This window comes from Mesorhizobium qingshengii (assembly GCF_900103325.1).
Taxonomy (GTDB): Bacteria; Pseudomonadota; Alphaproteobacteria; order Rhizobiales; family Rhizobiaceae; genus Mesorhizobium; species Mesorhizobium qingshengii.
In genome coordinates this window covers 41,183-64,515 of sequence record NZ_FMXM01000005.1, presented here as the reverse complement: position 1 = coordinate 64,515, position 23,333 = coordinate 41,183, and the positions used below count along the sequence as shown (strand labels likewise).

At 63.4% G+C, this 23,333-nt stretch carries 24 protein-coding genes and 1 pseudogene; 13 read left to right on the top strand and 12 right to left on the bottom strand.

Annotation, left to right across the window (positions count from 1 at the left end; all coding sequences use genetic code 11):
* Positions 1–30 precede the first annotated feature (30 nt).
* From ccmE to BLS48_RS09290, 7 genes are all read right to left on the bottom strand, one after another.
* On the bottom strand, positions 31–474 hold the full coding sequence (gene ccmE / locus BLS48_RS09320; protein ID WP_091577037.1) for a cytochrome c maturation protein CcmE: 444 nt from the start codon (positions 472–474) through the stop codon (positions 31–33).
* 6 nt (positions 475–480) lie between these two features.
* Complete coding sequence (gene ccmI / locus BLS48_RS09315) at positions 481–1,620, bottom strand: c-type cytochrome biogenesis protein CcmI (RefSeq protein WP_091577035.1); 1,140 nt, start codon at positions 1,618–1,620, stop codon at positions 481–483.
* Positions 1,621–1,746: 126 nt separating this feature from the next.
* On the bottom strand, positions 1,747–2,187 hold the full coding sequence (locus BLS48_RS09310) for a hypothetical protein (protein WP_091577553.1): 441 nt from the start codon (positions 2,185–2,187) through the stop codon (positions 1,747–1,749).
* 176 nt (positions 2,188–2,363) lie between these two features.
* A complete protein-coding gene (locus BLS48_RS09305) occupies positions 2,364–3,797 on the bottom strand; it encodes an ATP-binding protein (protein ID WP_091577034.1) in 1,434 nt (477 codons plus the stop codon).
* Positions 3,781–4,446, bottom strand: coding sequence for a response regulator transcription factor (locus BLS48_RS09300; protein ID WP_091577032.1), 666 nt, complete (start codon positions 4,444–4,446; stop codon positions 3,781–3,783). Before BLS48_RS09300 ends, BLS48_RS09305 begins: the two co-directional genes overlap by 17 nt.
* A 108-nt stretch (positions 4,447–4,554) precedes the next feature.
* Positions 4,555–4,854 (bottom strand): hypothetical protein, encoded by a 300-nt coding sequence (locus tag BLS48_RS09295; RefSeq protein WP_091577030.1) that lies wholly within the window; start codon positions 4,852–4,854, stop codon positions 4,555–4,557.
* A 171-nt stretch (positions 4,855–5,025) separates the two neighbouring features.
* Positions 5,026–5,433: a DUF3168 domain-containing protein gene (locus BLS48_RS09290; RefSeq protein WP_091577028.1), complete on the bottom strand. Its 408-nt coding sequence runs from the start codon at positions 5,431–5,433 to the stop codon at positions 5,026–5,028.
* A gap of 300 nt (positions 5,434–5,733) precedes the next feature.
* Between BLS48_RS09290 and BLS48_RS09285 the strand changes: the two genes are divergently transcribed.
* Together BLS48_RS09285 and BLS48_RS36770 are read left to right on the top strand one after the other, a co-directional pair.
* Entirely contained in the window at positions 5,734–6,522 is a 789-nt protein-coding gene (locus tag BLS48_RS09285) for a 2-keto-4-pentenoate hydratase (protein WP_091577027.1), read from the top strand.
* Positions 6,523–6,715: 193 nt separating this feature from the next.
* Positions 6,716–6,844: pseudogene (locus tag BLS48_RS36770) on the top strand (hypothetical protein); the annotation flags it as partial.
* A gap of 23 nt (positions 6,845–6,867) precedes the next feature.
* Here BLS48_RS36770 and BLS48_RS09280 read toward each other — a convergent pair.
* From BLS48_RS09280 to BLS48_RS09260, 5 genes are all read right to left on the bottom strand, one after another.
* Complete coding sequence (locus tag BLS48_RS09280; RefSeq protein ID WP_091577025.1) at positions 6,868–7,674, bottom strand: ABC transporter permease; 807 nt, start codon at positions 7,672–7,674, stop codon at positions 6,868–6,870.
* The gene (locus BLS48_RS09275) at positions 7,674–8,507 is read right to left on the bottom strand and encodes an ABC transporter permease (protein ID WP_091577024.1); all 834 of its coding nucleotides are present in this window, start codon (positions 8,505–8,507) and stop codon (positions 7,674–7,676) included. Before BLS48_RS09275 ends, BLS48_RS09280 begins: the two co-directional genes overlap by 1 nt.
* A 25-nt stretch (positions 8,508–8,532) precedes the next feature.
* Positions 8,533–9,648, bottom strand: a complete 1,116-nt coding sequence (locus BLS48_RS09270) for an ABC transporter substrate-binding protein (RefSeq protein WP_091577022.1) — start codon at positions 9,646–9,648, stop codon at positions 8,533–8,535.
* A gap of 69 nt (positions 9,649–9,717) precedes the next feature.
* The gene (locus BLS48_RS09265) at positions 9,718–10,812 is read right to left on the bottom strand and encodes an ABC transporter ATP-binding protein (protein WP_091577021.1); all 1,095 of its coding nucleotides are present in this window, start codon (positions 10,810–10,812) and stop codon (positions 9,718–9,720) included.
* Between the two features lie 159 nt (positions 10,813–10,971).
* Positions 10,972–11,868, bottom strand: a complete 897-nt coding sequence (locus tag BLS48_RS09260) for a LysR substrate-binding domain-containing protein (protein WP_091577019.1) — start codon at positions 11,866–11,868, stop codon at positions 10,972–10,974.
* A gap of 75 nt (positions 11,869–11,943) precedes the next feature.
* Here BLS48_RS09260 and BLS48_RS09255 point away from each other — a divergent pair, with 75 nt between their 5' ends.
* From BLS48_RS09255 to BLS48_RS09205, 11 genes are all read left to right on the top strand, one after another.
* A complete protein-coding gene (locus BLS48_RS09255; RefSeq protein WP_167365011.1) occupies positions 11,944–13,533 on the top strand; it encodes an amidohydrolase in 1,590 nt (529 codons plus the stop codon).
* 43 nt (positions 13,534–13,576) lie between these two features.
* On the top strand, positions 13,577–14,509 hold the full coding sequence (locus BLS48_RS09250; protein WP_091577018.1) for a dimethylarginine dimethylaminohydrolase family protein: 933 nt from the start codon (positions 13,577–13,579) through the stop codon (positions 14,507–14,509).
* A 159-nt stretch (positions 14,510–14,668) separates the two neighbouring features.
* Positions 14,669–15,283, top strand: a complete 615-nt coding sequence (locus BLS48_RS09245) for a cupin domain-containing protein (protein ID WP_091577017.1) — start codon at positions 14,669–14,671, stop codon at positions 15,281–15,283.
* A gap of 140 nt (positions 15,284–15,423) precedes the next feature.
* Positions 15,424–16,365: an ABC transporter substrate-binding protein gene (locus BLS48_RS09240; RefSeq protein WP_091577015.1), complete on the top strand. Its 942-nt coding sequence runs from the start codon at positions 15,424–15,426 to the stop codon at positions 16,363–16,365.
* 93 nt (positions 16,366–16,458) lie between these two features.
* The gene (locus tag BLS48_RS09235) at positions 16,459–17,259 is read left to right on the top strand and encodes an ATP-binding cassette domain-containing protein (protein ID WP_425284667.1); all 801 of its coding nucleotides are present in this window, start codon (positions 16,459–16,461) and stop codon (positions 17,257–17,259) included.
* Positions 17,256–18,275 carry an ABC transporter permease gene (locus tag BLS48_RS09230; protein WP_091577013.1) on the top strand — a complete coding sequence of 340 codons (1,020 nt, stop codon included), beginning with the start codon at positions 17,256–17,258 and terminating at the stop codon, positions 18,273–18,275. The genes BLS48_RS09235 and BLS48_RS09230 overlap by 4 nt, the downstream gene beginning before the upstream one ends.
* 1 nt (position 18,276) lies before the next feature.
* Complete coding sequence (locus BLS48_RS09225) at positions 18,277–19,365, top strand: phosphotriesterase family protein (RefSeq protein ID WP_091577012.1); 1,089 nt, start codon at positions 18,277–18,279, stop codon at positions 19,363–19,365.
* A 32-nt stretch (positions 19,366–19,397) separates the two neighbouring features.
* Positions 19,398–20,168 carry a glutamine amidotransferase gene (locus BLS48_RS09220; RefSeq protein ID WP_091577010.1) on the top strand — a complete coding sequence of 257 codons (771 nt, stop codon included), beginning with the start codon at positions 19,398–19,400 and terminating at the stop codon, positions 20,166–20,168.
* 2 nt (positions 20,169–20,170) lie between these two features.
* Complete coding sequence (locus tag BLS48_RS09215) at positions 20,171–21,082, top strand: ribokinase (protein ID WP_091577008.1); 912 nt, start codon at positions 20,171–20,173, stop codon at positions 21,080–21,082.
* Positions 21,079–21,927 (top strand): BtpA/SgcQ family protein, encoded by an 849-nt coding sequence (locus BLS48_RS09210; RefSeq protein ID WP_091577007.1) that lies wholly within the window; start codon positions 21,079–21,081, stop codon positions 21,925–21,927. Before BLS48_RS09215 ends, BLS48_RS09210 begins: the two co-directional genes overlap by 4 nt.
* Positions 21,924–23,168, top strand: coding sequence for a Zn-dependent hydrolase (locus BLS48_RS09205; protein ID WP_091577005.1), 1,245 nt, complete (start codon positions 21,924–21,926; stop codon positions 23,166–23,168). Before BLS48_RS09210 ends, BLS48_RS09205 begins: the two co-directional genes overlap by 4 nt.
* Positions 23,169–23,333 lie beyond the last annotated feature (165 nt).

Here is a 23,333-nt window from a genome sequence, read left to right as displayed (position 1 = left end):
AAAACAGTGGGACACTCTTGCGGAACCTGCCTATTCACTTTTGCTTTCCTCCCACACGCCCTCGGCTTTTAGCCTGTCGGCCACGTCCTTGGGCATATAGTTCTCGTCGTGCTTGGCCAGCACGCTGTCGGCGACGAAGACGCCGTTCGCGTCAAACGAGCCTTCGGTGATCACCCCCTGCCCTTCCCGGAAAAGGTCGGGAAGGATGCCGGTGTAGCTGACCTTGACGTCCTTCTGGTTATCGGTCACCGAAAAAGCCACCGTGGCGCCCTGGCCGCGCTCGACGGTACCCTTTTCGACAAGGCCGCCCAGCCTGATGCGCTGGCCGGGCTGCAGGCTGGCGGTGGTCAGGTCGGCGGGCATGTAGAAATAGGAGGCCTTCTGGCCGAGCGCGTAGAATGTCAGTCCGGTGGCGGCGCCCAGAAAAGCCAACCCGCCCGCGATCACCGACAGTCGTTTCTGCTTACGCGTCATGTCTGGTTACTCCGTTGCCGTCAGGCCAAGCGAGGCGGCAAAGGCGGTGAACTTCTTTGCTTCGTCACTGTCGGCCCCAAAGACGGCAATGGCGCGACCCAGCGCGTCACGTGCTTGGTCGGCCTTGCCCAACACGACATAGGAACGAACGAGCCGCATCCATCCTTCCGCGTCACGTGGGTTTTGCCGCAATTTGTCGTCGAGGCCGGCGACCATCGTGTTGATCATGGCTTCCCTGTCGGCGGGAGACATGGCGGAGGCGGCGTCGATATCGCCGGCACCGGGACCGTTCGCGGTGCTCCCGGAAGCGATCTCGGGGCTGCCGGATTTCGCCAGCGCCTGCTCGACCGCACTGCGCCACGGCGAATCCGGCGATAGCTTGCCCAGCATGGCCTGCCAGGCCGTGACGGCCTCCTGGCCGCGCCCTTCCTGCGCCAGCGCCACGGCCAGGTAGAAGCTGGCTTTCGCATTGGCCGGATCGAGCTTCAGCGCCGCTTCGAAGGCATCCTGGGCATCGGCCGAGACAATGCCGCCCGCAGCACTGGCGATCGCCTCGCCAAGACCGGCTTGGCGATCGGCGCTGTCACCATCGAGGCGAATGGCGTTGCGATACGCCGCTGCCGCGTCGGAAAAGCGCTGCATGCGCAGATAGACCGGCGCCAGCACGTCCCATCCCCTGCCATCGGAAGGATTGGCGGCAAGATGGGCTTCCGCCCGCGCCACCAGTTCGTCGACCGAGCTGTCGGCCGGATTCTTGGCCAACCGCTCGCTGAGCGGTTGCGACGGCAGATCAGGCGAGCCGAGCTGGCTGTAGAGGCCCCAGCTGACAATCGGTACCACCAACACGGCCGCGGTTGCCACCAGCCTTGCCGCGACCGATGCTCGCCTGGCGGATGCCTCGCCGCCCACTTCCGCATTGTCGAGACGAAGAATGCGACGGGCGATTTCTGCGCGCGCCTCAGTCGCCTCCGCCGGCTGGATCAAGCCGCGCGCGGCGTCGCGGTCGAGCTCGGACAACTGATCGCGATAGACTTCCAGATCGTGATCGCCGCTCGACGACGCGCCCTTCGAGCCGCCAGCCAGCGGCAGCAGTACCGCCAAGCTTGCGCCCAGTGTGAGAATTGCGGCTATGACCCAGAAAAGCATGGTTCTTCCAATAACGGCAGAGCCCTGCCCTGCCAACTCAGGCGTCCTGCGACGCTTTGACGGCAGGTGCGCCGCATGTCCTTGATCGACATCAATCTGCCGGATCCAACTGGACCCAATTGGTTGTCAGGTCAGCGGCGTCCAGCTGCCGTCGGCGTTGCGGCAGGCGGTTCCGCGCGCCGTGACGCCGGCCCCGCCGTTAAACACCGTCTGCGTGTACTGGCGGCAGTCTTGCGACCCGACGCGGTAGGGCTGGGCCGGAACCACCTCGCCATAACGCGAAGCCTGGGCGCCCTTCCACGTCACTTTCTGGCCACTGGTCGTATATTCCAGCGCCTTGTATTCAGCCTCGAGCGCACTGCGCTTCTCGGCATCGCTGAGGCCGGCGCCGATCGACCCGCCGATGAGACCGCCGCCCATCGCGGAAATGATCGTCGTGGTGACCTTGCCACCGCTGGCCGGAGGCGTCGCGGCGAGCGTCGGCGCGATGGCAGGGCCCTTGCCGCTCAAGGTGGTGCAGCCGGAAACGGCCAGCAATGCGGAAACGAGCGCGACGCGAATCTTCATGCCAACAACCGGTTTTCTTGAGTTGGAGCCTGCCATGGATGAGCCGGGGGCCGCGTCATCGGAGAAGTTGGCGTGGCCATAGTATTGATATTTGTCGGAAATTTGGCCGGGATCGGTCGCCGCGGAACCAATCGACATGCCACCGAGAGCATGCCCCTTCCATCGATGTCGATTGATCATTGAAGGCTCCGCAACCGCACCACCGCCTTCAATCCGCCCATGCCGGACCGTTCGAGCGACAGAACGCCTCCATACTCGTTGACGAGGTCGGCGACAATGGCCAGCCCGAGACCTGTTCCGGGCTTCGTCTCGTCCAGGCGCCGTCCACGCCTCAGCGCGTCGCGCGCCTTGTCCTCGGGAATGCCAGGACCGTCGTCCTCGATGCCGATCTCGAACAGGCTGGCGGTATCATCCTTTCCCGTCAACGGCACGACCGACACCGAGACGGCGCTCCTCGCCCATTTCATGGCGTTTTCGAGGAGATTGCCCAGCAGTTCCTCCAGGTCCTCGCGCTCGCCGGCGAAGACGATCTCGGTGGCCGGCAGCGACAATGACAAGCTCGTCTGCGGGTTGAGCTTCTGCAAAACCCGCACCATGCGCTGCACCAGCGGCGCCACCGGCGTGCGGTAGACGACGCTGTCGCGTTGCGCCGCGACACGGGCGCGCTGCAGATAATGCTCCACCTGCTTCTGCATGGAGGCGGCCTGCTCGGCGATCAGTTGCCCCTTGGCGCCGCCAAGCGCCCGCCCCTCGTTGAGCAGCACCGCGAGCGGCGTCTTCAGCGAATGGGCGAGATTGCCGACCTGGGTTCGCGACCGCTCGACGATGCGCCTGTTGTTTTCGATCAGCGCGTTGGTCTCGTTGGCCAGCGGCTCGATCTCGGCCGGAAAACGGCCATCGAGCCTCTGCGCGGTGCCTTCGCGGACCATGGCGAGGGCATTCCTGACCCTGCGCAGCGGCTGCAGGCCGAGCAGGATGGCGATCGCGTTGATGGCGATCATGCCGACGCCGAACAGAGAGAGATAGGTCAGCAGGCGGCGCTGGAAGATGGAGATTTCCTGTTCGAGTTCGCTCTGGTTGCCCATGACGCGGAAGCGCGCGGCGCGGTTCTTGGCATCGAGAACGAATTCGCTCTCGAACACTTCGAGTTGCTCGCCGTCGATGCCTTCGGCCGCGTAGCTGCGCTGGAAGCTGGCGTTGAAAGGCACCTCGGCGACGCTTGGCGAAGGGATCGTCCTGGTCATCGATGACGAGTGAAGATCGCCATGCACGCCTTCCGAGGCGGGCTCCACAGACCAGTACCAGCCCGAATTCGGCTCCGAGAACCGGAGGTCGCCGAGGTCGGGCGCGCCTGTGAGCGCTCCCGTGTCTGAAATACCGACGGAGCCGATCAGGTTGAACAGATGTGCCGACAGCAGGCTGTCGAAGCCGCGCTCGCTGGCCTGGCGATAGAGCGTGGTGATCAGGGTGAAGATGACGACAAGGGTCAGGATCGCCCAGACCGTGGAAAAGGCGATCACGCGGAACGTCAGCGAACGCGGCCACAAACGCAGCGAAAGCGGCGTCCTTGCGAGTGGTTTGAGCGGTTCCGAGTTACGCCTCCGGCTCACGCATGCGGTAGCCCATGCCCCGCACGGTTTCGATCATGTCGATGCCCATCTTCTTGCGCAGCCGCCCGACAAACACCTCTATGGTGTTGGAATCACGGTCGAAATCCTGGTCGTAGAGATGCTCGACCAGTTCGGTCCGCGAGACGACCTCGCCCATGTGGTGCATCAGATAGGCAAGCAGGCGGAATTCGTGCGACGTCAGCTTCAGCGGCACGCCGTCGACATCGGCCTTCGATGCCTTGGTGTCGAGGCGCAGCGGGCCGCAGGTCAGTTCGGACGAGGCATGGCCGGCGGCGCGCCGGATCAAGGCCCTGAGCCTGGCCAGCACTTCCTCGATGTGGAACGGCTTGGTGACATAGTCATCGGCGCCGGCGTCGATGCCGGAGACCTTGTCGCTCCAGCGGTCGCGCGCCGTCAGGATCAGCACCGGCATCTTGCGGCCGCCGCGACGCCAGCGCTCGACCACGCTGATGCCGTCCATTTGCGGCAGGCCGATATCGAGCACGACGGCGTCGTAGGGCTCGGTGTCGCCGAGGAAATGGCCTTCCTCGCCGTCAAAGGCGCGGTCGACGACATAGCCGGCATCGACCAGCGCGTCCGATATCTGACGATTGAGATCCTTGTCATCCTCGACGACGAGTATGCGCATGCGGAGTTCGATACCTGTTGAAGAACTTGGTCAGATTGAAGACCTGGAGCAAATATAGGCCGATTCCGGTGGCCTGGGAAACGTAGCCCTGCAAGATGGAGGATTGGGTCAGTTCTGCGGAACGACGATTTCGGAGCGGCGCGGACGCTGTCCGTCCTTGCCGGGGACGAGCACGACGATGACGCAGACCGGCTGGCCGCCGCGGGTCGATTGCGAGGCCTTGGCCAGCGTCCCGCCATTCTGTTCGGCCACCTGCTGACCGATCGCGTAGCAATCGGACGCCGCCAGCAGGATCGGGCTGGCCTGGTCGGGCGCGATGACCGGTATCGCCAGCGCCTGCGACGCAAACAGGCCGGCAGCACAGAGCGCCAGTGCCGCGGTTCGGAAGTGGGAGCGAAGCGTTTTCATGGTCGGCGTTGTAACGCATCGGTGCTGAACGTGAAATGAACAGTGAACGCCGCCAAGACCATGCCCGCTACCCCCTGAAACACCAGACAACCGATCGGAGATCTCGCCGCCCACCCGGCGAAATCCCGGAAACGTCAGTCTAGACTCCGTTTCGATCATATTGAAAGCGTATCAGGCACTTTCCTGCGTCAACGCACGAAAGCGCAGCAGCCCGTGATGCACCAGCAGGTCCTCGTCATAACGGGCCTCGGTGAATTCCAGCGACAGCCGCGTCTGGCCACGAGGGCCAATCACCAGCGCCGCGTCGGCAAGGCGTGCCTTGATGGCGTCCATAATGGCAAGCGTTTCAGCGTCGCCATGGGCTTTCGACCAGACGTGCAGCGTAATCAGCTGATCATCGCGGTTCTCGGCGCCTGTATCCCAGTCAAAGGCGCAGGTCTGGCCGCACGTCACATACGGAAAGGCGACATTTCCGGTTGGACTTTCCAACAGCCCGGCACCGCCCAGCAGCGCCGAAAGCGATGCGTCGCCTTTCAGTCTCAGAAACAGTGCCTGCTGCAGATCGCCAGGTGCGGTCATCGTCCTTTTCCCCTACCCGTTGCGCTGCCGGCCATTGCTGCCTTGCCAGATATAGCCGTTCGCCACGCAGAGACGATAGCGATTCGTCAGCAGCAGCATGAATGCCGATGATCTCGAAAATACGATCCGACAGAGGGCAGCCCAGCCATGATGCCTGGCAAGCGGAGCGCGAACGTGGACTCTCGATTCCTGGTCACCTATCCTTGTTCCATATGGACGGGTCCCATGGAATGGTCCTTGCAGGTTTGATCCCCGAAGCGACGGCCAGCCGAGTGTCTTCTTTGATTTACGGAGTGGATAATGCTCGATCCAGAGAAGGCCAAGGTCGCGTCCCGGTTGTTGGTAGGCCATTGGGATAACGGCACCCGTCTCGGCGCCGTACCGCAGGAGTTGCGACCACAGACGCGGATCGAAGGTTATACCATCCAGTCGTATGTGATGGATCGCTCGGCGGCTCCGCTTTTCGGCTGGAAGATTGCCGCAACCAGCCTGGCCGGACAAAGGCACATCAACGTCGACGGCCCGATGGCCGGGCGCCTCATTGCCGAAAAGGCGGTCGAGGTCGGCGGCGCCGTTTCCCTGGCGACGAGCAAGATGCGGGTGGCCGAGATTGAATTTGCTTTCCGTTTCGGCCGCGAGCTGCCGCCGCGTTCGGCGCCCTACGAAATCGCTGAGGTGATGGACGCCGTGGCCGCCTTGCACCCCGCGATCGAAATTCCGGACTCACGATATGACGATTTCTGCGCTGTCGGGGCGCCGCAGCTCATAGCCGACAACGCCTGTGCCAATCTGTTTGTGATCGGCGAGGCCGTAGAAGACGATTGGCGCGACGTGGATCTCGCGAAGCACCCGGTGGTCGCTTTCGTTTCTGGAAAGTCACAGCATCACGGAACGGGCGCAGCTGTGTTGGGCGACCCTCGCATTGCGCTCACATGGATCGTCAATGAACTGTCGGGCCTGGGCATAGCGCTCCAGCCGGGACAAGTGGTGATTACGGGCACATGCGTGACACCGATAAGCGTCGAGGCCGGCGACGAAGTCATCGGCGATCTAGGCAGGTTCGGCCGCGTCTCGGTGCATTTTGTCTAGTGCTCGGCGGCCACTTGCCGACACTATCGAGATCGGGAATATAATCCTTCGTTGCGGCTACCTAGGTGATAGAATTCCGCTCGGATCGCCGATTGATGGAAAGGAAAACTGCTTGATCAGAAGCGTCATCCTTTCCCGCGCCAACTCTCTTCCGGCCGATTTCAATTTGCCGTCAGGGTAAGTTGGGTTCCTAACATTTACCGGTGTCACAGACCGCCAAAGAGATTTTGCAAGGGACAACGGCACCGACGCTCTCATCAATCGGCTGGAGCCCCTTGGTTTCTTCCCGGTGACAGATCCACACCGAGTATCCATCACCTAGCGGGAGGCTTTGCACCGCCCCTATCAATGCGCCCCGCGCTGCCTGACGACGATGCTGCGCACGGCAAGCACCAGCACGGTGATGATGATCAGTATCACCGACAGCGCCGCGATCGCCGGATCGATGTTGTCGCGCAGGCCCATCCACATCAGCCTTGGCAGCGTGATGGCATTGACCGAGGTGATGAACAGCGTGACGCCAATTTCTTCCCAGGACAGCACGAAGGACAGCAACGCCGCGGTGATGATGCCGAACTTGATGTTGGGCATGATGATGCGGGTGGCGCGCTCCCAGACCGTTGCGCCGAGGCCGCGCGCGGCGAGGTCGATGCGGCGGTCGAGCTGGCTGAGCGAGACCAGGATCAGAACCGTAGCGAAGGGCACGGTCATCACCGAATGCGCCATGGCAACACCGAGCCAGGTGTCGTAGCCGAAGAACGAGCTGACGCCTGAGATCGAGGTCAACAGGAAGTAGAGCGTGATCGCCGACACCACCGGCGGCACCACCATCGGCAACAGCACGAAGCCGACAAGGGCCGCAGTGAAGCGCGGCTGGAACATCCAGACGCCGAGGCTGAAGCAGAGTGCGAGTACGGTTGAGAAGGCGCTGCTGACGACGCCGATGCGGATCGAGAGCAGGATGGAATCGATCCAGCGCGGATCCTCGATCAGTGCCCGGTAATGCCGCAGCGATAGTTCTCCCGATGGCATCGCCAGCATGCGGCTCGGCGTCAGCGACACCGGGATGACGGCGAGCAGCGGCATCAGCAGAAATAATGCCACCAAGGCGGCGATGACCAACGAGGCGGGACCGGGGCGATAGGTCGGCATCAGATCAACTGCTTCGGTCTGACAAAGCGGAACATGATCGCCATCAGCGCGCCGACGAACAGCACCAGCACGACGCTGATCGCCGCGCCCAGACCCCAGTCCGGGCTCTGGAAAATCCTGAGATAGATCAGCTCGGCGATCATCACGCTGCGGCCGCCGCCGAGGATCGCCGGCGTGACGAAGAAGCCAAGCGAGAAGACGAACACGATCATCGCGGAGCCGATGATGCCCGATCGCGTCATCGGCACGAACACCGACCAGAAAGTGCGCATGCGGCTGGAGCCGAGGCCGCGCGCGGCCAGAAGCACACGGTCGTCGAGGCTGCGCATGGCCGATGCCAGCGGGAAGACGGCGAACGGAATGAGGAAATGCGTCATGCCGACGATGACGCCGAATTCGTTGCGCACCAGCGCCAGCGGTTCCGAGATGAAGCCGATCGCTTGCAGCCATGTGTTGATCAGGCCGCGATTGGACAACAGCGCCACCCAGCCGAAGGCGCGGGTCAGCACCGAAATCCAGAACGGCACCAGGATGCAAAATTCGGCGACAAGCCTCTGCGCCGGGGTTCCGCGCACCCAGACGACGGTTATGGCGTAGGCGGCTGCCACAGAAACCAGTGTGACGATGGCAGCGATGCGTAGGGTGCGGATGAACACCGACTGCACCAGCTCATCGGTCAGTAACGCGTTGTACTGGCCAAGCCCCGGCGTCGGCAGCGTAAAGCTCCATTTGACGACGCCGAGGAAAGGCCAGGCATAGGCCAGCACAAGAAACAGGAGCAGCGGCGCCATCAACAGCGCCGCGCCCATCCTGTCGGAGAGATATGCTCTCATTTGGACCCGATTATCCCGGCCTTGGTCAGGCGGAGATGATCTTGGTGTACTCGTCGAGCGCGGCCCCGTAGTTCTTGGCGTACCAGTCCATGTCGAGCGCGATCTGCTTCTTCATGTTCTCGGGGTCAACCGGGTTGATGCGCTTCTTGTCGGCGGGGATCAGCGCATCGGCGGCCGGGTTGGCCGGGCCCTGGCCGAGCTTGTCGAACATGACGAGCTGCTTTTGCGGATCCTGGGCGCTGGCGATGAACTTCATCGCCGCGTCCTTGCCGCCCGGGTTGCCCTTGAGCACGGCGAGCGCGCCGGGCGAGATCAGGCCTTGGTCCCAGATGAACTTGATCTTGCCGCCCGAGTCCTGCTCGATCAGCGAGGCGCGGGTCGACCAGACGATGGCCATCGAAGCCTCGCCGTTGAGCAGAACGCTCTGGCTCTCTGCGCCGCCGCCCCAATAGGCGACGACGTTTTCCTTGAAGGCGGCGATCTTGTCATGCGCGCGCTTGAGATCGAGCGGATAGAGCGAAGCCGGCGCGATGCCGTCGGCCAGAAGAGCAGCTTCCCAGCTCGACACACCCCATTTGTAGAGCGAGCGCTTGCCGGGGAATTTCTTCACGTCGAAGAAATCGGCCATGCCGGTCGGTGCGTCTTTGCCGTATTTCTCGGAATCATAGGCGATGACGTAGGAGAAGAAATAGGTCGAGGCGGCATAGTCCCAGCCGAAGCCCGGCCGCATCTTCGTCTTGTCGACGATCTTGTAGTCGATCGGCTCGAGCATGCCTTGCGCGCCCAGCGTGATGGCCGAGAACGGATCGACGTCGACGAGGTCCCAGGTCGGCGCGCCGCTCTTGAACTGCGCGGCGATGGCGCCCTCGGTCGGGCCCGAACCGTCCATCTTGACGACGATGCCGGTGTCCTTGGTGAAGGCCTGGCCATAGGCGGCGTCATAGGCGGTGATGGCGTCGCCGCCCCAGTTGACCAGCACCAGTTCCTTCGCCGCGGCAACGGCTCCGGTCGAGCGTAGCAGCAGCGGCGTGCCGGCGAGCACCAGTGCCGCCAGTTGCGCGAATTGCCGGCGCGAGATCTCGCCGCGACCTGCCCTGGCGGACAGGCTCTCGATGGCTTGTTTCTTGGTGTCGTGTGTCATGTCAGTTCCCCTTTTTTGTCATTGATCGTACCGGAAAGCGGTGGCGCGAATGTCTCGCCACACCGTTCGTCATCGTCCTCCATCCGGAAGGAGGAAACCTTTTTCCGCTGGCCAGGTCAGCCAGACGGAATTGCCCTTGCTGAGCGCGGCGGCGGCAACCTCGTTCGGCACCGACACCGTGACCTTGGCGCCATGGCGCGTCGTCAGGTCGAGGCGTGTTGCCGCGCCAAGATAGGTCGAGTTGGTGGCTGTCGCGGCAATCCCGTTCTCGCCCGCTGCCGCCTCGCTGGCGATCGACATGTATTCGGGTCGGATAGCCAGGATGGCGTTGCTGCCGATGCCGTTGGCGCTGCCGCGCAGGCTGACGGTGCGGTCTTCGCACAGACCGGTGGCGCCGTCGTCGGCGCTGCGTATCCCCTTGAGCGGCAGCATGTTGATCTCGCCGAGGAACTCGGCGACGAACCGGTTGGCCGGCCGATCATAGACCTCGTCGGGGGCGCCGACTTGCAGCAATTCGCCATGATTGAAGATTGCGACGCGCGACGACAGTGCCAAGGCCTCGCTCTGGTCGTGGGTGACGAAGACGAAGGTGGTGCCGGTCTCCTGATGCAGCCGCTTCATCTCAGCCTGCATCTGGCCGCGCAAACCCTTGTCGAGCGCCGAAAACGGCTCGTCGAGCAACAGCACGCCCGGTTCGAACACCAGCGCGCGGGCGAGTGCGACGCGTTGCTGCTGGCCACCTGAAAGTTGCGCCGGAAGTTTCTTCTCGTGGCCGTTCAGCCCGACGCGCTCGATCATCTCGCCGACACGGCGCTTGATGTCGGCCGCGGATTTCTTGCGTACCTTGAGCGGAAAGGCGATGTTGGCTTCGACGCTCATATGCGGGAACAGCGCATAACCCTGGAACACCATGCCGGCTGCACGCTGTTCGGCCGGACGCTCGGTGATGTCTATGCCATCGCTGAACAGGCGGCCGTCGCTCGGCTGCACGAAGCCGGCGAGGATCATCAGGAAGGTGGTCTTGCCCGAGCCGGAGGGCCCGAGCAGGGTTAGAAACTCGCCGCGGCCGATATCGAGCGACAGATTGTCCAGCGCTCGGAACGAGCCGAAGCTCTTGCCGATCCCGATTGCCTTTATCTCTGCGGCCCGGCCGGGTTGCTGCATCCTGCCTCTTCCTCAGTCCTGAGTGAAATCGTAGGCAGGGTGGAGGCTCACCGCAACCGAATAGTTTTCGCCTCATCGGCAAATTTGATTCACGTCTGGCGGTTTTTTGGGTGCACCGTTGGAGTGGCTGATTTCCCTTTCGCTGGCGAGATCGGCAGCTCAATACGTCGCTAGCCTGTTCTCCAACAGCTTTGCCCTTAGCCAGTCGCTGAAGGCATTGAGCACGGGATGGCTGGCCTTGGCATGCTCGAAGACCAGGAAATAGGAGCGTGGCGAGGGGACCGAAGTTTCAAACGGCTTGACCAGCCGACCCTCGCTCAGCGCCCGGCGACCGGTCAGCTCGTCGCCCATGGCAATACCCTGTCCGGCGACCGCCGCCGAAAAGACGAGGTTCATGTCGGAAAAGAAGATGCCGCCTTCGGTATCGGGATTCTCCACCTTTGACAGCGCCAGCCAGCGCGCCCAGTCCTCGGTGTCGCCGAGATGGAGCAGATTGGCGCGCAACACGTCGGCGGGTTTGGAAAATCCACCCACCTTATTGAGCAGTGTCGGGCTGCAGAGCGGCGTGAAGGAGACTTCGCAGAGCAGCTCCACCGCCCTGTTCGGCCAGTTGCCAACGCCAAAGGCGATGAAGGCGTCGGCTTCCGGATTGCTGACATCGTCGAGGCGGCGAGGCGTCAAGATCGAGAGCGCCACGTCCCGATACATTTGCTGGAACTCACCGATATGGCTGCACAGGAACATCGAGGCGAAGCCCGGTGGGCAGGAAATGGCGAAGGAACCACCGACGCCGGCACCGCTATTTTGCGCTCCCGCGTCGCCGAGCACGGTAAGCGCCTTCCTGACGTCGGCTGCGTAGCGCTGGCCGCGCGGCGTCAGCGCCACCCCTTTTCCAATGCGCTGCAGGAGATCGAAGCCGAGATCGCGCTCCAACAGCCGCAACTGGTGGCTCACCGCGCTGCGGGTGAGGTGCAGTTCGTCGGCGGCGCGCCAGACACTGCCATGGCGGGCGAAACTGTCGAGGGCGCGCAGCGCCTGCGTCGAAGGAATTCTCAAGAGGTGAACCGAATTTGCACGAACCGGGAAAACATATCACTTTTTGGCGAAGCGCTTCACTGCTTTCTTTGAGAGATGGACAAACCGGTGACGACATCGGCGCAAGCGACCGCACTTGCCTGCCTCGACGGCATCCAGCCGCTGCTGTCGGCGTGGACGCGCACCATTTTCGATTTCGGCGAGACTGCATGGCGCGAGTATCAATCCGCTGCCTGGTATGTGGAGCGATTGAAGCGCGAGGGCTTTGCCGTCGAGGAAGGCTCCGGCGGCATGCCGACCGCGTTCTGCGCCCACTGGACGAATGGCGCCGGGCCGACCATCGGCATGTATGCCGAATATGACGCGGTGCCCGGCAACTGCCAGGACGCGGTGACCGTGAAGCAGCCTCGGCCCGGCCTTGGTTTTGAAGCGGGCGGCCACACCGATCCGCATTCGGGATTGGGCATGGCGAGCCTCGGCGGCCTGCTCGCCACAAAGGCGGCGATGCAGCGGCATGGCATTGCAGGCACCCTGCGCTTCACCGGCGAGCCGGCCGAGAAGGTGCGCGGCTCAAAGCCGATCCATGCCGCCAAGGGTTATTATGACGGCCTTGCCGGCATGATCTCCTTCCACCCGTTCTACATGCTGCCGCTCTGCAACACGGCGCGCTGGGACACGCATTGCGGTGCGGCCTACGCGATGATCTACCGCTTCATCTGCGACGAGCCCGAGAATTGGGCAAGCGCGGCAGGCGACGGCGCACCGATCCCGCAGGCGCATTCGGCGGTCAGGGCGCCCGGTGCCAACGACGCGCTTATGATGATGTACATGGCCTCCAAGGCGCTGCGCGATTCCATGCTGCCGCACCAGGGCGGCTGGTCGATCAGCGAGGCGATCCTGACCGCTGGGCAGGCAACCGCCGACAATCTGCCGGCGGGTCTGGCCGAGATCCAGTACATGATCCGCGTGCCGACACTCGCCATGGCCGAACAGGTCACCGCCGTCCTCGACCGCAATGCGCAGGCGGCTGCCAGCATGAGTGGCTGCCGCACCGAGCGGCATTGGGTGTCGAAGTCGCGGCCCGGGCTCGCCAACCACGCCATGGCCGAGATCGCCTATGGAGCGCTTTCAACGGTCGGGCCGCCGCATTGGGACGAAGCCGCCATGGCGATCGCCCGCGAAATCCAGGTCAATGCCGGCGGCACGGCGACCGAAAACCCGTTCATCGACGAGCTGGAGCGGCTGATCGAACCAAAGGAAGCGGAAGCGATCCTGCGCCGCGACCTGCCGCCGTCGCAGGTCAATTCGACCTCCGACGACTATACCGATATGAGCTGGCATACACCGACGGCGCGTTTCTATGTTGCGCGCCCGGCGCTGCGTTCGGCAAGTGGCGTCCCCTACCCGGCCTGGGTGATGAATGCACTGGGCGGCATTTCGGCAACGATCGATCCGATGGTCCTTTGCGCCGCGAAGACGGTCGCGCTGGCGGCACTTCGCCTGCTCGAGGACAAGACCGCCCGCGATGCGGCAATGGACGAGTTCGTCACCCGCACAGGCGGCGGTGTCGGCGGCGCGAACTGGATCGCGCCGCTCTGCGACTACGAGCCGCCGATCAACTTCCGCTGGCCGGAATATGTCACCACCGCGCGCGGGCGCGACTGGTGGATCCCCAGCAATCAATGATCAAGCAATCAATCACCCCAAGCCGCGCCATCAGGAGAAACCCATGACCGTTCATGACCGCATTGTCGCAGAACCGTTTTCGCTGCAGCGCCGCAACCCGGCCGGCGGCACCAAGCCGCTGACCGCCTGGGGCTTTGCCAACGAGACCGATGTCTTGACCGACGTGCTGCTCGGCTCGCCCAATTTCCTGCGTCATCTGTCGACCAGTTCGCTTTCGCGCAAGCATCTGCGCGAGGCGCCCTGCAACGTCCAGATCGCGCAGGCGCAGCACAAGGATCTGGTCGCCGCCTACGAGCATTTCGGCGTCAACATCCATTGGCATGAGCCGACGCCGGAATTGCCGATGCAGGTCTACTCGCGCGATTCCAGCGTCATGACGCCGTATGGCGCCATCATCACCGCGATGGCCAACTGGTGGCGGCGCGGCGAGAATTACGCGGCGATCCGCACCTATGAGAAGCTAGGCATCCCGATCTACGACATGGTCACGGCCGGCACCTTCGAGGGCGGCGACTTCAACGTCATCGAGGACGGCGTCGTGCTGATCGGCTGCGGCGGCGCCCGCACCCAGGAAGAAGGCGCCCGCCAGGTGCAGGCCTGGTTCGACAAGGAGGGCTGGGAAACCCGCATCGCCTTTATCGACGAATATTACGTCCATATCGACCTGATGGTGGTGCCAATCGCCGAAAAGCTGACCGCCGTCTGCCTCGCCTGCACGGAGCCCGGCATCGTCGACTGGCTGAAGGGCAAAGGCCATGAGATCATCGATGTGCCGTTCCAGGACACGATGGCGCTCGGCTGCAACTTCATGTCGCTCGGCAAGGACCGGGTGATCGCGCCGACCTCCAGCCAGTCGCTGATCGGTCAGCTCAAGGCGCGCGGTTTCGAGGTCGCGGCCGTCGACATGAGCGAAATCTCCAAGACCGGCGGCGGCATCCACTGCATGGCGCAGGCGCTGAAGCGCGAACCGGCGTGAGGGGCTGCCGCTCTCGCGAGTGTTGAAAAGGCGGGCGCGGCGCCCCGAACTGGGTCCGTGGTTCCGATCCGACGCGTTGTCCGATTTTCATGAGGATGGACAACGCCCAGGATCGGTTTTACGAGTCAGCCCAGCCAGCGGAGATGTTCGCGCCCACCAATGAACAAGATCGATACCCACAACAGCAAGGGCGACGAGCGCTCGACCGCCACGAGCCTCTTGCGGCTCGGCACAAGGTTGAAGCTCTCCCGGCAGACGCGAGGCCTGACCCTGAAGGCGCTCGCCGCCGCTGCCAACTGCTCTGAAAGCCTGCTTTCCAAGGTCGAGAACGGCAAGGTCTCGCCTTCGCTTCCGATGCTTCATCGGCTTGTCGAGGTGCTCGGAACCAATATCGGCTGGATGTTCGAGGAGGCCGATGGCGAGGAAGGCATCGTCTTTCGGGCTGGAGCGCGGCCGCTGATCGCGCTCGATCCGCTGCGGCGCGGCGAAGGCATTTCGCTCGAGCGTGTCATCCCTTATTCGCCGGGCCATCTCCTGCAGTGCAATATCCACCATATCGAGGCGGGCGGTGAAAGCGCTGGTCCGATCCGGCATGCGGGCGAGGAGGTCGGCTATCTCCTGGAAGGCGCCATCGAACTGATGGTGGGTGAGAAGACGTTTCGTCTGTCCGCTGGCGATTCCTTCGTTTTCAACTCCGAACTGCCGCACTGGTACCGCAATGTCGGCGACGAACGCGCCAGCATTTTCTGGGTGAATACGCCGGCAACATTCTGATCTGGCCAGCCCCCGTTTCCTCTCGTTGACGCGAATTCAAGTCACTTGACAAGAAATCAAGTATCTTGAATTATACCCTTGCGCTCAGCGCCAGGTGAGCCCGATCAAGGGCCTTTTCCGCAAAACCAAGGGGAACCGGAATGCGTCTTACCAAGATCCTTTCAGGCTGCGCCGCAGCCATCGCCATGACCCTCGCGCTCGGCTCTGCCTCCGCCATGGCCGAGACCTACGCGCTCGTCACCATCAACCAGCAGGCTCTGTTCTTCAACCAGATCAATGACGGTGCGACGGCCGCGGCAAAGGCTGCCGGCGTCGACCTCGTCATCTTCAACGCCAACAACGTGCCGAGCGCGCAGAACGACGCGATCGAGAACTACATCACCCAGAAGGTCGACGGCATCATACTCGTCGCCATCGATGTCAACGGTGTGAAGCCGGCGATCACGGCGGCCAAGGCCGCCGGCATTCCGGTCATCGCCATCGATGCGCAGATCCCCAATGGCGACAACGTCGCTTTCGTCGGTGTCGACAACACCAAGGCCGGCGAGGATATCGGCAAGTTCTACGCCGAATACGTCAAGACCAAGATGAACGGAACCGCCAAGATCGGCGTCGTCGGCGCACTCAATTCTTTCATCCAGAACCAGCGCCTCGACGGCTTCAAGAAGGCCGTTACCGACAGCGGCCAGAAGGTCACTTTCCTCGATACGGTCGATGGCCAGAACGTGCAGGACGTCGCCCTGTCCGCCTCCGAAAACCTGATGACCGCCAATGCCGACATGACGACGCTTTACGCGACCGGCGAGCCGGCTCTGCTCGGCGCGGTTTCCGCCGTCACCAGCCAGGGCCGCACTGGCGACGTCAAGGTGTTCGGCTGGGACCTGACCAAATCGGCGGTGCAAGGTCTCGAGGAAGGCTGGGTGATCGCCGTCGTCCAGCAGGATCCGGCCGGTGAAGGCAAGGCCGCCATCGAAGCCTTCGGCAAGCTCAAGAAGGGCGAGAAGATCGATCCGATCATCAATGTTCCGATCACCATCGTGACCAAGGAAAATGTCGGCCAGTTCAAGGACATGTTCAAGTAATATCCTCCCCAGACCGCCGGGCCGCGCATTGACCTGATGGTCGCCTGCGCGGCCCGGCGACCGATTGAACAAGTCGCCTAGAGAACTGGAACCATGATGAGCGATGGCGAGACCTACCGCGTCAGGATGACCGGTATTTCCAAACGATACGGCCCTATCCAGACGTTGGACGATGTTTCGCTGAACCTGAAGCCCGGCGAGGTGCTTGGCCTGGTCGGCGACAATGGCGCCGGCAAATCCACCCTGAGCAAGGTTCTATCCGGTGCGGTCATTCCGGATTCCGGGACCATCGAGATCGACGGCAAGGCCGTTTCCTTTTCGTCGCCGGCGGATGCCCGCGCCGCACGGGTGGAGATGGTCTACCAGGACCTTTCGCTCTGCGACACGGTGGATGTGGCGGGCAATCTCTTCCTCGGCCGCGAACCACGCCGCCACGTTCTTGGCGTCCCCTTTCTCGACAACAAGCGCATGCATGACGAGACGCGTAATATGCTCGACCGGCTCGGCATCGTAATCGCCGACACCAGGCTCAAGGTCGAAAACCTATCCGGCGGACAGCGCCAGTCCATCGCCATCGGCCGCGCCGCCTCCTTCGATCCGTCGGTGCTGATCATGGACGAACCGACGGCGGCGCTTGCGGTGGCGGAAGTCGAGGCGGTCCTCGAGCTTATCCGCGCCGTCAGCGCTCGTGGCGTCAGCGTCATCCTCATCACGCACCGGCTGCAGGACCTGTTCCTGGTCTGCGACCGCATCCAGGTCATGTACGAAGGCCGCAACGTGGCCGAACGCAGGATCGGCGACACCAGCATCGAGGAGGTCGTCAACCTGATCGTCGGCCGAAAATTCAACGCGCGTTCGGCGCGCGCCAGCCGCGATGAGGGGGTACAGCCATGAACGTCACCTCACCGTCGGCCGATATGGGCGCATCGTCGTCCAGACGCGCCCGCAAGGGCAGTTGGAAGGATGTGGCGATAGCCAATGGCAGCGTTGTCTCCATTGCGCTGTTCTTCATTGTCGTCTGCGTGGTCTTCTCACTGATCACCGGCTCCTTCCTGACAACACCCAATCTGCTCAACATCGTGCGCCAGTCGGCGCCGCTGCTGATCGTCGCGGCAGCCATGACCTTCGTCATCACCACCGGCGGCATCGATCTCTCGGTCGGCTCCGTGCTGGCGCTCACGGCGACACTGTCGGCCGTCCTGCTGCAGGCTGGCCTGCCGTGGCCGCTGGTCGTCATCGCCATGCTGGCGCTCGGGGCCGCGATCGGCGCATTGCAGGGCTTCTTCATCGCCTATGAGCGCATACCGGCCTTCATCGTCACGCTTGCCGGTCTTTCCGTCATCCGCGGCGTGGCGCTGCTGATCACCGGCGGCTATTCGATCCCGGTGGAACCGACGAGCTTCTTCGTCAACATCGGCAGGGCCTGGTTCCTCGGTGTGCCGGTACCGGCGCTGCTCGCCCTTGCCGTCCTGATCGTCGCCTATCTCGCTTTCAACCAGACGCCGTTCGGCCGTTATGTGACCGGCATCGGTGCCAATGCCGAGGCCGTGCGCCGCGCCGGTGTCGATACGCGCTTCATGACGCTCTTCGTCTATATCCTGTCGGGCATGGCGGCTGCGTCGGCCGGCATCATTCTCGCGGCCCGGCTCGGTTCCGGCTCATCCAATGCCGGCCAGGGCTTCGAACTCGATGTCATCGCCGCCGTGGTGCTTGGCGGCACCAGCCTGTTCGGCGGCCGCGGCACGATCATCGGCACCGTGCTCGGCGCGTTGACCGTCGCGGTCATCGGCAACGGCCTGATCCTTGCGCATATGTCGCCCTTCCTGACGCCGATCGTCACTGGCACAATCATCCTCGTTGCCATCTGGCTGAATTTCCGCCTGTTCAAGGGCGCAGCGCGGAGCCGCTGACATGGATCATCTGTTCGACGACAAGCCAAGGGAACGGTCGCCGATCGGTGTTCGCTCCGGCACCGTGATGACCGTTACCGGCCCGGTCGCGATCGCCGACATGGGCGTGACGCTGATGCACGAGCATATCCTGCTCGACGGCTCGACATCGTGGAAATGCCCCTGTCATCCCGACGAGAAGAAGATCGCCGAGCAGCCGGTCAGCATGGAGATCATCGGCGAGCTGCGGATGAACCCCTACATGAACCGCGACAACGTCTCGCTCGACGACAGCGACCTGGCGCTTTCGGAACTGGCGAAATACCGCGCGCTCGGCGGCCATACCGTGGTCGATGCGACCAATATCGGCATCGGCCGCGATCCGGTGAAGCTGGCGCGCATCGCCCGCGCGTCGGGACTGCGGATCGTCATGGGCACAGGCTTCTACCTGCAGCACACCCACCCCGAATGGTTGAAGGCGATGGACGTCGACGACGTCACCGAATTCCTGGTCAACGATGTCGGCGGCGGGACGACGCAGCCCGAAATCATGGCCGGAATCATCGGCGAAGTCGGCGTCAGCAAGGATTTCACCGACGAGGAGCGCAAGTCGCTGCGGGCTTCGGCGCGCGCGGCCAAAATCACCGGCGTGCCGCTGACCATCCATCTGCCCGGCTGGGAACGGCTGGCGCATGACGTGCTTGACGTGGTGGAGGCGGAAGGCGCCGATCTCCGCCATACGGTGCTTTGCCATATGAACCCGAGCCACAACGATCTGGCTTACCAGAGAAGCCTTGCCGAGCGCGGCGCCTTCCTGGAATACGACATGATCGGCATGGATTTCTACTATGCCGACCAGGACGCGCAATCGCCTTCCGACGAGCAGAATGCGCAGGCGATCCGCTCGCTGATCGACATGGGGCTGGTCGACCGGATTCTGCTGTCGCAGGACGTCTTCTTGAAGATCATGCTGACGCGCTTCGGCGGCTTCGGCTACGGCTTCGTCCTCAAGCATTTCGTGCCGCGGCTGAAGCGCCATGGTGTCGAGCAGTCGGCAATCGACCGCATGCTCATCGACAACCCAAAGACCGTGTTCGCCGAGGGCCTCTGAGCCGCGGCTTCAAAAGCAACAAGGGAGTTTACATGTCCAGGAAGAAGGTTCTTCTCGCAGGCGAGTCCTGGGTCTCGACCGCGACCCACATCAAGGGCTTCGACCAGTTTCCGACCGTGACCTATCACACCGGGGCCGATGAACTGCTGGCCGCGCTGAAGGACAGTCCGTTCGACGTCACTTTCATGCCGGCGCATGAGGCGCAGCGCAATTTCCCCCAGACCATGGAGACGCTTTCGGCCTATGATGCCGTCGTGCTTTCCGATCTCGGCGCCAACACGCTGCTGCTTCACCCCGACACCTGGGTCCACTCCAAACCGACGCCGAACCGGCTGCGCCTGTTGCGCGACTATGTCGGCAATGGCGGCGGCCTGTTGATGTTCGGCGGCTATTACAGCTTCCAGGGCATCAATGGCGGCGCGCGCTATCACAAGACGCCGGTCGAGGACGTCCTGCCGGTCACGTGCCTGCCGGTGGACGACCGCGTCGAGGTTCCGGAAGGCTATGCGCCGGTCGTTGTCGGTCCGCAGAACCATCCAATCCTCAAGGGCTTGGGCAAGGATTGGCCGATCCTGCTCGGCTTCAACGAAGTCACGGTCAAGGACGGTGCGGAAGTTCTCGCTACCGTATCATCCGACTACCGTTCGCTGCCTCTGCTAGTGACTGGCAAATATGGCAAGGGCCGTACCGTCGCATGGACCTCGGATGTCGGCCCGCACTGGCTGCCGCCCGGCTTCATCGCCTGGAATGGCTACAAGACACTGTTCGAACAGATGCTGGGCTGGGCAACGGCCAGGGATTAGCCATGCGCGTCCATGTCGTCGGCAATGTCTGCGTTGATACGACGTTTCGGCTGGACCGGTTTCCGCAACCAGGCGAAACGCTGAACGCATCGGAACATGCCGACGGACTTGGCGGCAAGGGTGCGAACCAGGCGGTCGCCGCGGGGCGCACCGGAGCCGATGTCCGCTTCCATGCCGCGATCGGCAACGATGCCGCCGGAGCATGGATAAGGGAGCAGTTGAGCCGCGACCTCGACACCAGCCATCTGACGATGCTGCCGTTGCCCAGCGACCGATCGACGGTCATGGTCGATGCGCGGGGCGAGAACCTCATCGTCACCGGCGCCAGTTGCGCCGCCGCCTTCGATCCGTTGGCAGACGGTGGTTTTGTCCGATCGGTCGAACACGGCGACATCGTGGTGATGCAGGGCAATCTGGATCCGGATGTAACGACAGCCTGCCTGCGGGCGGCGCGCGGCGCGGGAGCCATGACGATCTTCAATCCGAGCCCCCTCGCCGCTGGCTACGCACCGATTTTGAGCGACGTCAGCGTCGCTATTGTCAATGCGGGCGAAGCGAAGCAACTGACCGGAGCCAGTGATCCTGCCGCGGCAGCCCACGAACTAATCCGTCAAGGCGCAGACACCGCTATCGTGACGCTGGGCGCGCTTGGCTGCCTCGTCGCCGATGGCGAAGGACGGATCGACCGGATCGCGGCGCCCAGGGTGGCTGTGATAGACACCAGCGGCGCCGGCGATGTCTTTTGCGGCTGCCTCGCCGGCTGCCTTGCGGCCGGCATCGACCTCGCCACGGCGGCGCGGATCGCGGTACGCGCCGCAGCCATCTCGGTTGGACGCGCCGGCACTCTCGAATCCTGCCCCGATAGGCAGGAGATGAAAACGCTCATGGAAACGACGGAAGCGGAAACCGCATGACAAAATCCCCCAAATCCATCGGCTCCAAACAGGTCGCAAACGACGCGCTGCAGTCGATCTTCGGCAGAAGCAAGGTGGTGATCGGCGTCGTCCACCTGGCACCCCTGCCGGGCGCGCCCCGTTACGATGGCGAGGCGGTCGAGGCCATCTACCAGCGCGGCCTCGACGACGCCAAAGCCTATCTCAGTGGCGGTTGCGACGGCGTGATCGTCGAAAACCACGGCGACGTGCCCTTTGCCAAACCGGATGACATCGGCCCCGAGACCTCCGCCTACATGTCGGTCGTCTCCGATCGCATTCGCAGGGAATTCGGCCGGCCGATCGGCATCAACGTACTCGCCAATGCTTCCATCCCCGCACTGTCGATCGCCAGCGCCTCCGGCGCATCCTTCGTGCGCGTCAATCAATGGGCCAACGCCTATGTCGCCAATGAGGGTTTTATCGAGGGAGAGGCAGCTCGCGCCATGCGCTTCCGCGCAAAACTTCGGGCCAACGGCATCCGCATCTTCGCCGATGCCCATGTCAAGCATGGTGCCCACGCGATCGTCGGCGACCGGCCGATCGAGGAACAGGTCAAGGATCTGGTGTTCTTCGATGCCGATGCGGTGATCGCCACAGGCCAGCGCACCGGCCACGCCGCCGACCTCGGCTATATCAGGATGATCAAGGACGCCGCCGGACTTCCGACGCTTGTCGGCAGCGGTGTAACGCCCGATAATGCCAACGACATCCTCGACATTGTCGACGGCGTCATCGTTGCCAGCTCCCTGAAATATGACGGCGTCTGGTGGAACGAGGTCGATCCGCAACGGGTGAAGGCCTTCATACGCGGCCTCAATCGGTGACTTTGGTGCCGGAGATCAATGGCGAGCGGCTGCTTGGACGGCTCGACGCGTTCGCCCGGATCGGCGCGACGCCCGCCGGGGGTGTCAACCGGCAGGCGTTCAGCGTCGAGGATCGCAGCGCCCGGCGCCTGCTGGCGGAACTGGCGCTAGAGCGCGGCTTCGCGATCTTTCAGGACGGCATCGCGAACCTCTTCATCCGCCGCGAGGGCTCGGATGCCACGCTGCCCCCGCTTCTGATCGGCAGCCACCTCGACAGCCAGCCAACGGGCGGGCGCTTCGACGGCGCGCTTGGCACGCTTTCCGCCTTCGAGGCGCTTGAGGCGCTGGAGGATGCGAAGGCTGAAACCAAAGCACCGATCGAGGTCGTTGCCTGGGCTAATGAAGAGGGCAGCCGCTTCGCACCGGGCGTCATGGGTTCCATGGCATTCACCGGCGCCGACACCGCCGCATGGAAATCGATTGTCGGCAGCGACGGTGCGTCCCTGGCAACGGAGCTCGAGGCGACGATCGCCGCCTTGCCGGAGGCGAGGCTTCGTTCGACCGGCATGCCGATATCAGGCTACATCGAGCTGCATATAGAACAGGGACCCTCGCTCGAAAAGGAGCGGATGCCGATCGGTGTCGTGACTGCCGTTCAGGGCACGCGCTGGCTGGAAGTTTCCATCGAGGGCACTGCCGGCCACGCCGGTACGACCGGCCTTGCCTACCGCAGGGATCCGATGGTCGCCGCGATTGCCGCGATACACAGGCTGCAGACGACGATCATGCCGCTCGACACCAGCGCACGACTGACGGTCGGGCGGATCGCCGCTCAGCCGGGATCGATCAACGCCATACCGCAATCCGTGAGCTTCACGGTAGACCTGCGGCATCCACAGCCGGAGCGGCTCGATGCCATCGAGGCCGAAGTGCGCGAAGTCTGCGCGGCGGAGGCAGAGGCTCAGCATTGCACGGCAACGATCAAGCGATCGTTCGACATGCCGGGGGCGGCATTCTCTCCCGATATGGTCAAAATCATCGAGGACGCCGTCAGTTCCCTGCGGCTGCCGCACAAGCAGATGATATCGGGCGCCTTCCATGACGCGCTTTTCATCGCCCGCGTGGCGCCTGCCGCGATGATCTTCGTGCCGTGCCGTGACGGGCTTAGCCACAACGAGGCGGAATATGTGGAGCCTGCCAATGCAGTCACCGGGGCGCGGGTTCTGCTGCAGGCCGCCATTGCGGCGGCCTCGCCGCGATGATCATTTAAGGCACAGGCTCTGCCAGGCTGAGCGCGCCGTCCTCGATCCAGCCAGCTCAAGGCGCATTGTTGTGGCGGGCGGTCGCCATTCATGCCTCCCCCTGCCCTGCCCGCCAACAAACCGTGCAGCTGTGTCCTCGCCGCCCTTGTGGGTGTCCGCAAAATG

Coding starts and splice junctions, on each gene's coding strand:
- BLS48_RS09295 (WP_091577030.1), bottom strand. CDS start 4,854: ATGAAAACGCTTCGCTCCCACTTCCGAACCGCGGCACTGGCGCTCTGT.
- ccmI (WP_091577035.1), bottom strand. CDS start 1,620: ATGCTTTTCTGGGTCATAGCCGCAATTCTCACACTGGGCGCAAGCTTG.
- BLS48_RS09240 (WP_091577015.1), top strand. CDS start 15,424: ATGCGTCTTACCAAGATCCTTTCAGGCTGCGCCGCAGCCATCGCCATG.
- BLS48_RS09255 (WP_167365011.1), top strand. CDS start 11,944: ATGGACAAACCGGTGACGACATCGGCGCAAGCGACCGCACTTGCCTGC.
- BLS48_RS09215 (WP_091577008.1), top strand. CDS start 20,171: ATGCGCGTCCATGTCGTCGGCAATGTCTGCGTTGATACGACGTTTCGG.
- BLS48_RS09285 (WP_091577027.1), top strand. CDS start 5,734: ATGCTCGATCCAGAGAAGGCCAAGGTCGCGTCCCGGTTGTTGGTAGGC.
- BLS48_RS09275 (WP_091577024.1), bottom strand. CDS start 8,507: ATGAGAGCATATCTCTCCGACAGGATGGGCGCGGCGCTGTTGATGGCG.
- BLS48_RS09235 (WP_425284667.1), top strand. CDS start 16,459: ATGATGAGCGATGGCGAGACCTACCGCGTCAGGATGACCGGTATTTCC.
- ccmE (WP_091577037.1), bottom strand. CDS start 474: ATGACGCGTAAGCAGAAACGACTGTCGGTGATCGCGGGCGGGTTGGCT.
- BLS48_RS09230 (WP_091577013.1), top strand. CDS start 17,256: ATGAACGTCACCTCACCGTCGGCCGATATGGGCGCATCGTCGTCCAGA.
- BLS48_RS09210 (WP_091577007.1), top strand. CDS start 21,079: ATGACAAAATCCCCCAAATCCATCGGCTCCAAACAGGTCGCAAACGAC.
- BLS48_RS09225 (WP_091577012.1), top strand. CDS start 18,277: ATGGATCATCTGTTCGACGACAAGCCAAGGGAACGGTCGCCGATCGGT.
- BLS48_RS09220 (WP_091577010.1), top strand. CDS start 19,398: ATGTCCAGGAAGAAGGTTCTTCTCGCAGGCGAGTCCTGGGTCTCGACC.
- BLS48_RS09270 (WP_091577022.1), bottom strand. CDS start 9,648: ATGACACACGACACCAAGAAACAAGCCATCGAGAGCCTGTCCGCCAGG.
- BLS48_RS09265 (WP_091577021.1), bottom strand. CDS start 10,812: ATGCAGCAACCCGGCCGGGCCGCAGAGATAAAGGCAATCGGGATCGGC.
- BLS48_RS09245 (WP_091577017.1), top strand. CDS start 14,669: ATGAACAAGATCGATACCCACAACAGCAAGGGCGACGAGCGCTCGACC.
- BLS48_RS09310 (WP_091577553.1), bottom strand. CDS start 2,187: ATGAAGATTCGCGTCGCGCTCGTTTCCGCATTGCTGGCCGTTTCCGGC.
- BLS48_RS09280 (WP_091577025.1), bottom strand. CDS start 7,674: ATGCCGACCTATCGCCCCGGTCCCGCCTCGTTGGTCATCGCCGCCTTG.
- BLS48_RS09250 (WP_091577018.1), top strand. CDS start 13,577: ATGACCGTTCATGACCGCATTGTCGCAGAACCGTTTTCGCTGCAGCGC.
- BLS48_RS09290 (WP_091577028.1), bottom strand. CDS start 5,433: ATGACCGCACCTGGCGATCTGCAGCAGGCACTGTTTCTGAGACTGAAA.
- BLS48_RS09300 (WP_091577032.1), bottom strand. CDS start 4,446: ATGCGCATACTCGTCGTCGAGGATGACAAGGATCTCAATCGTCAGATA.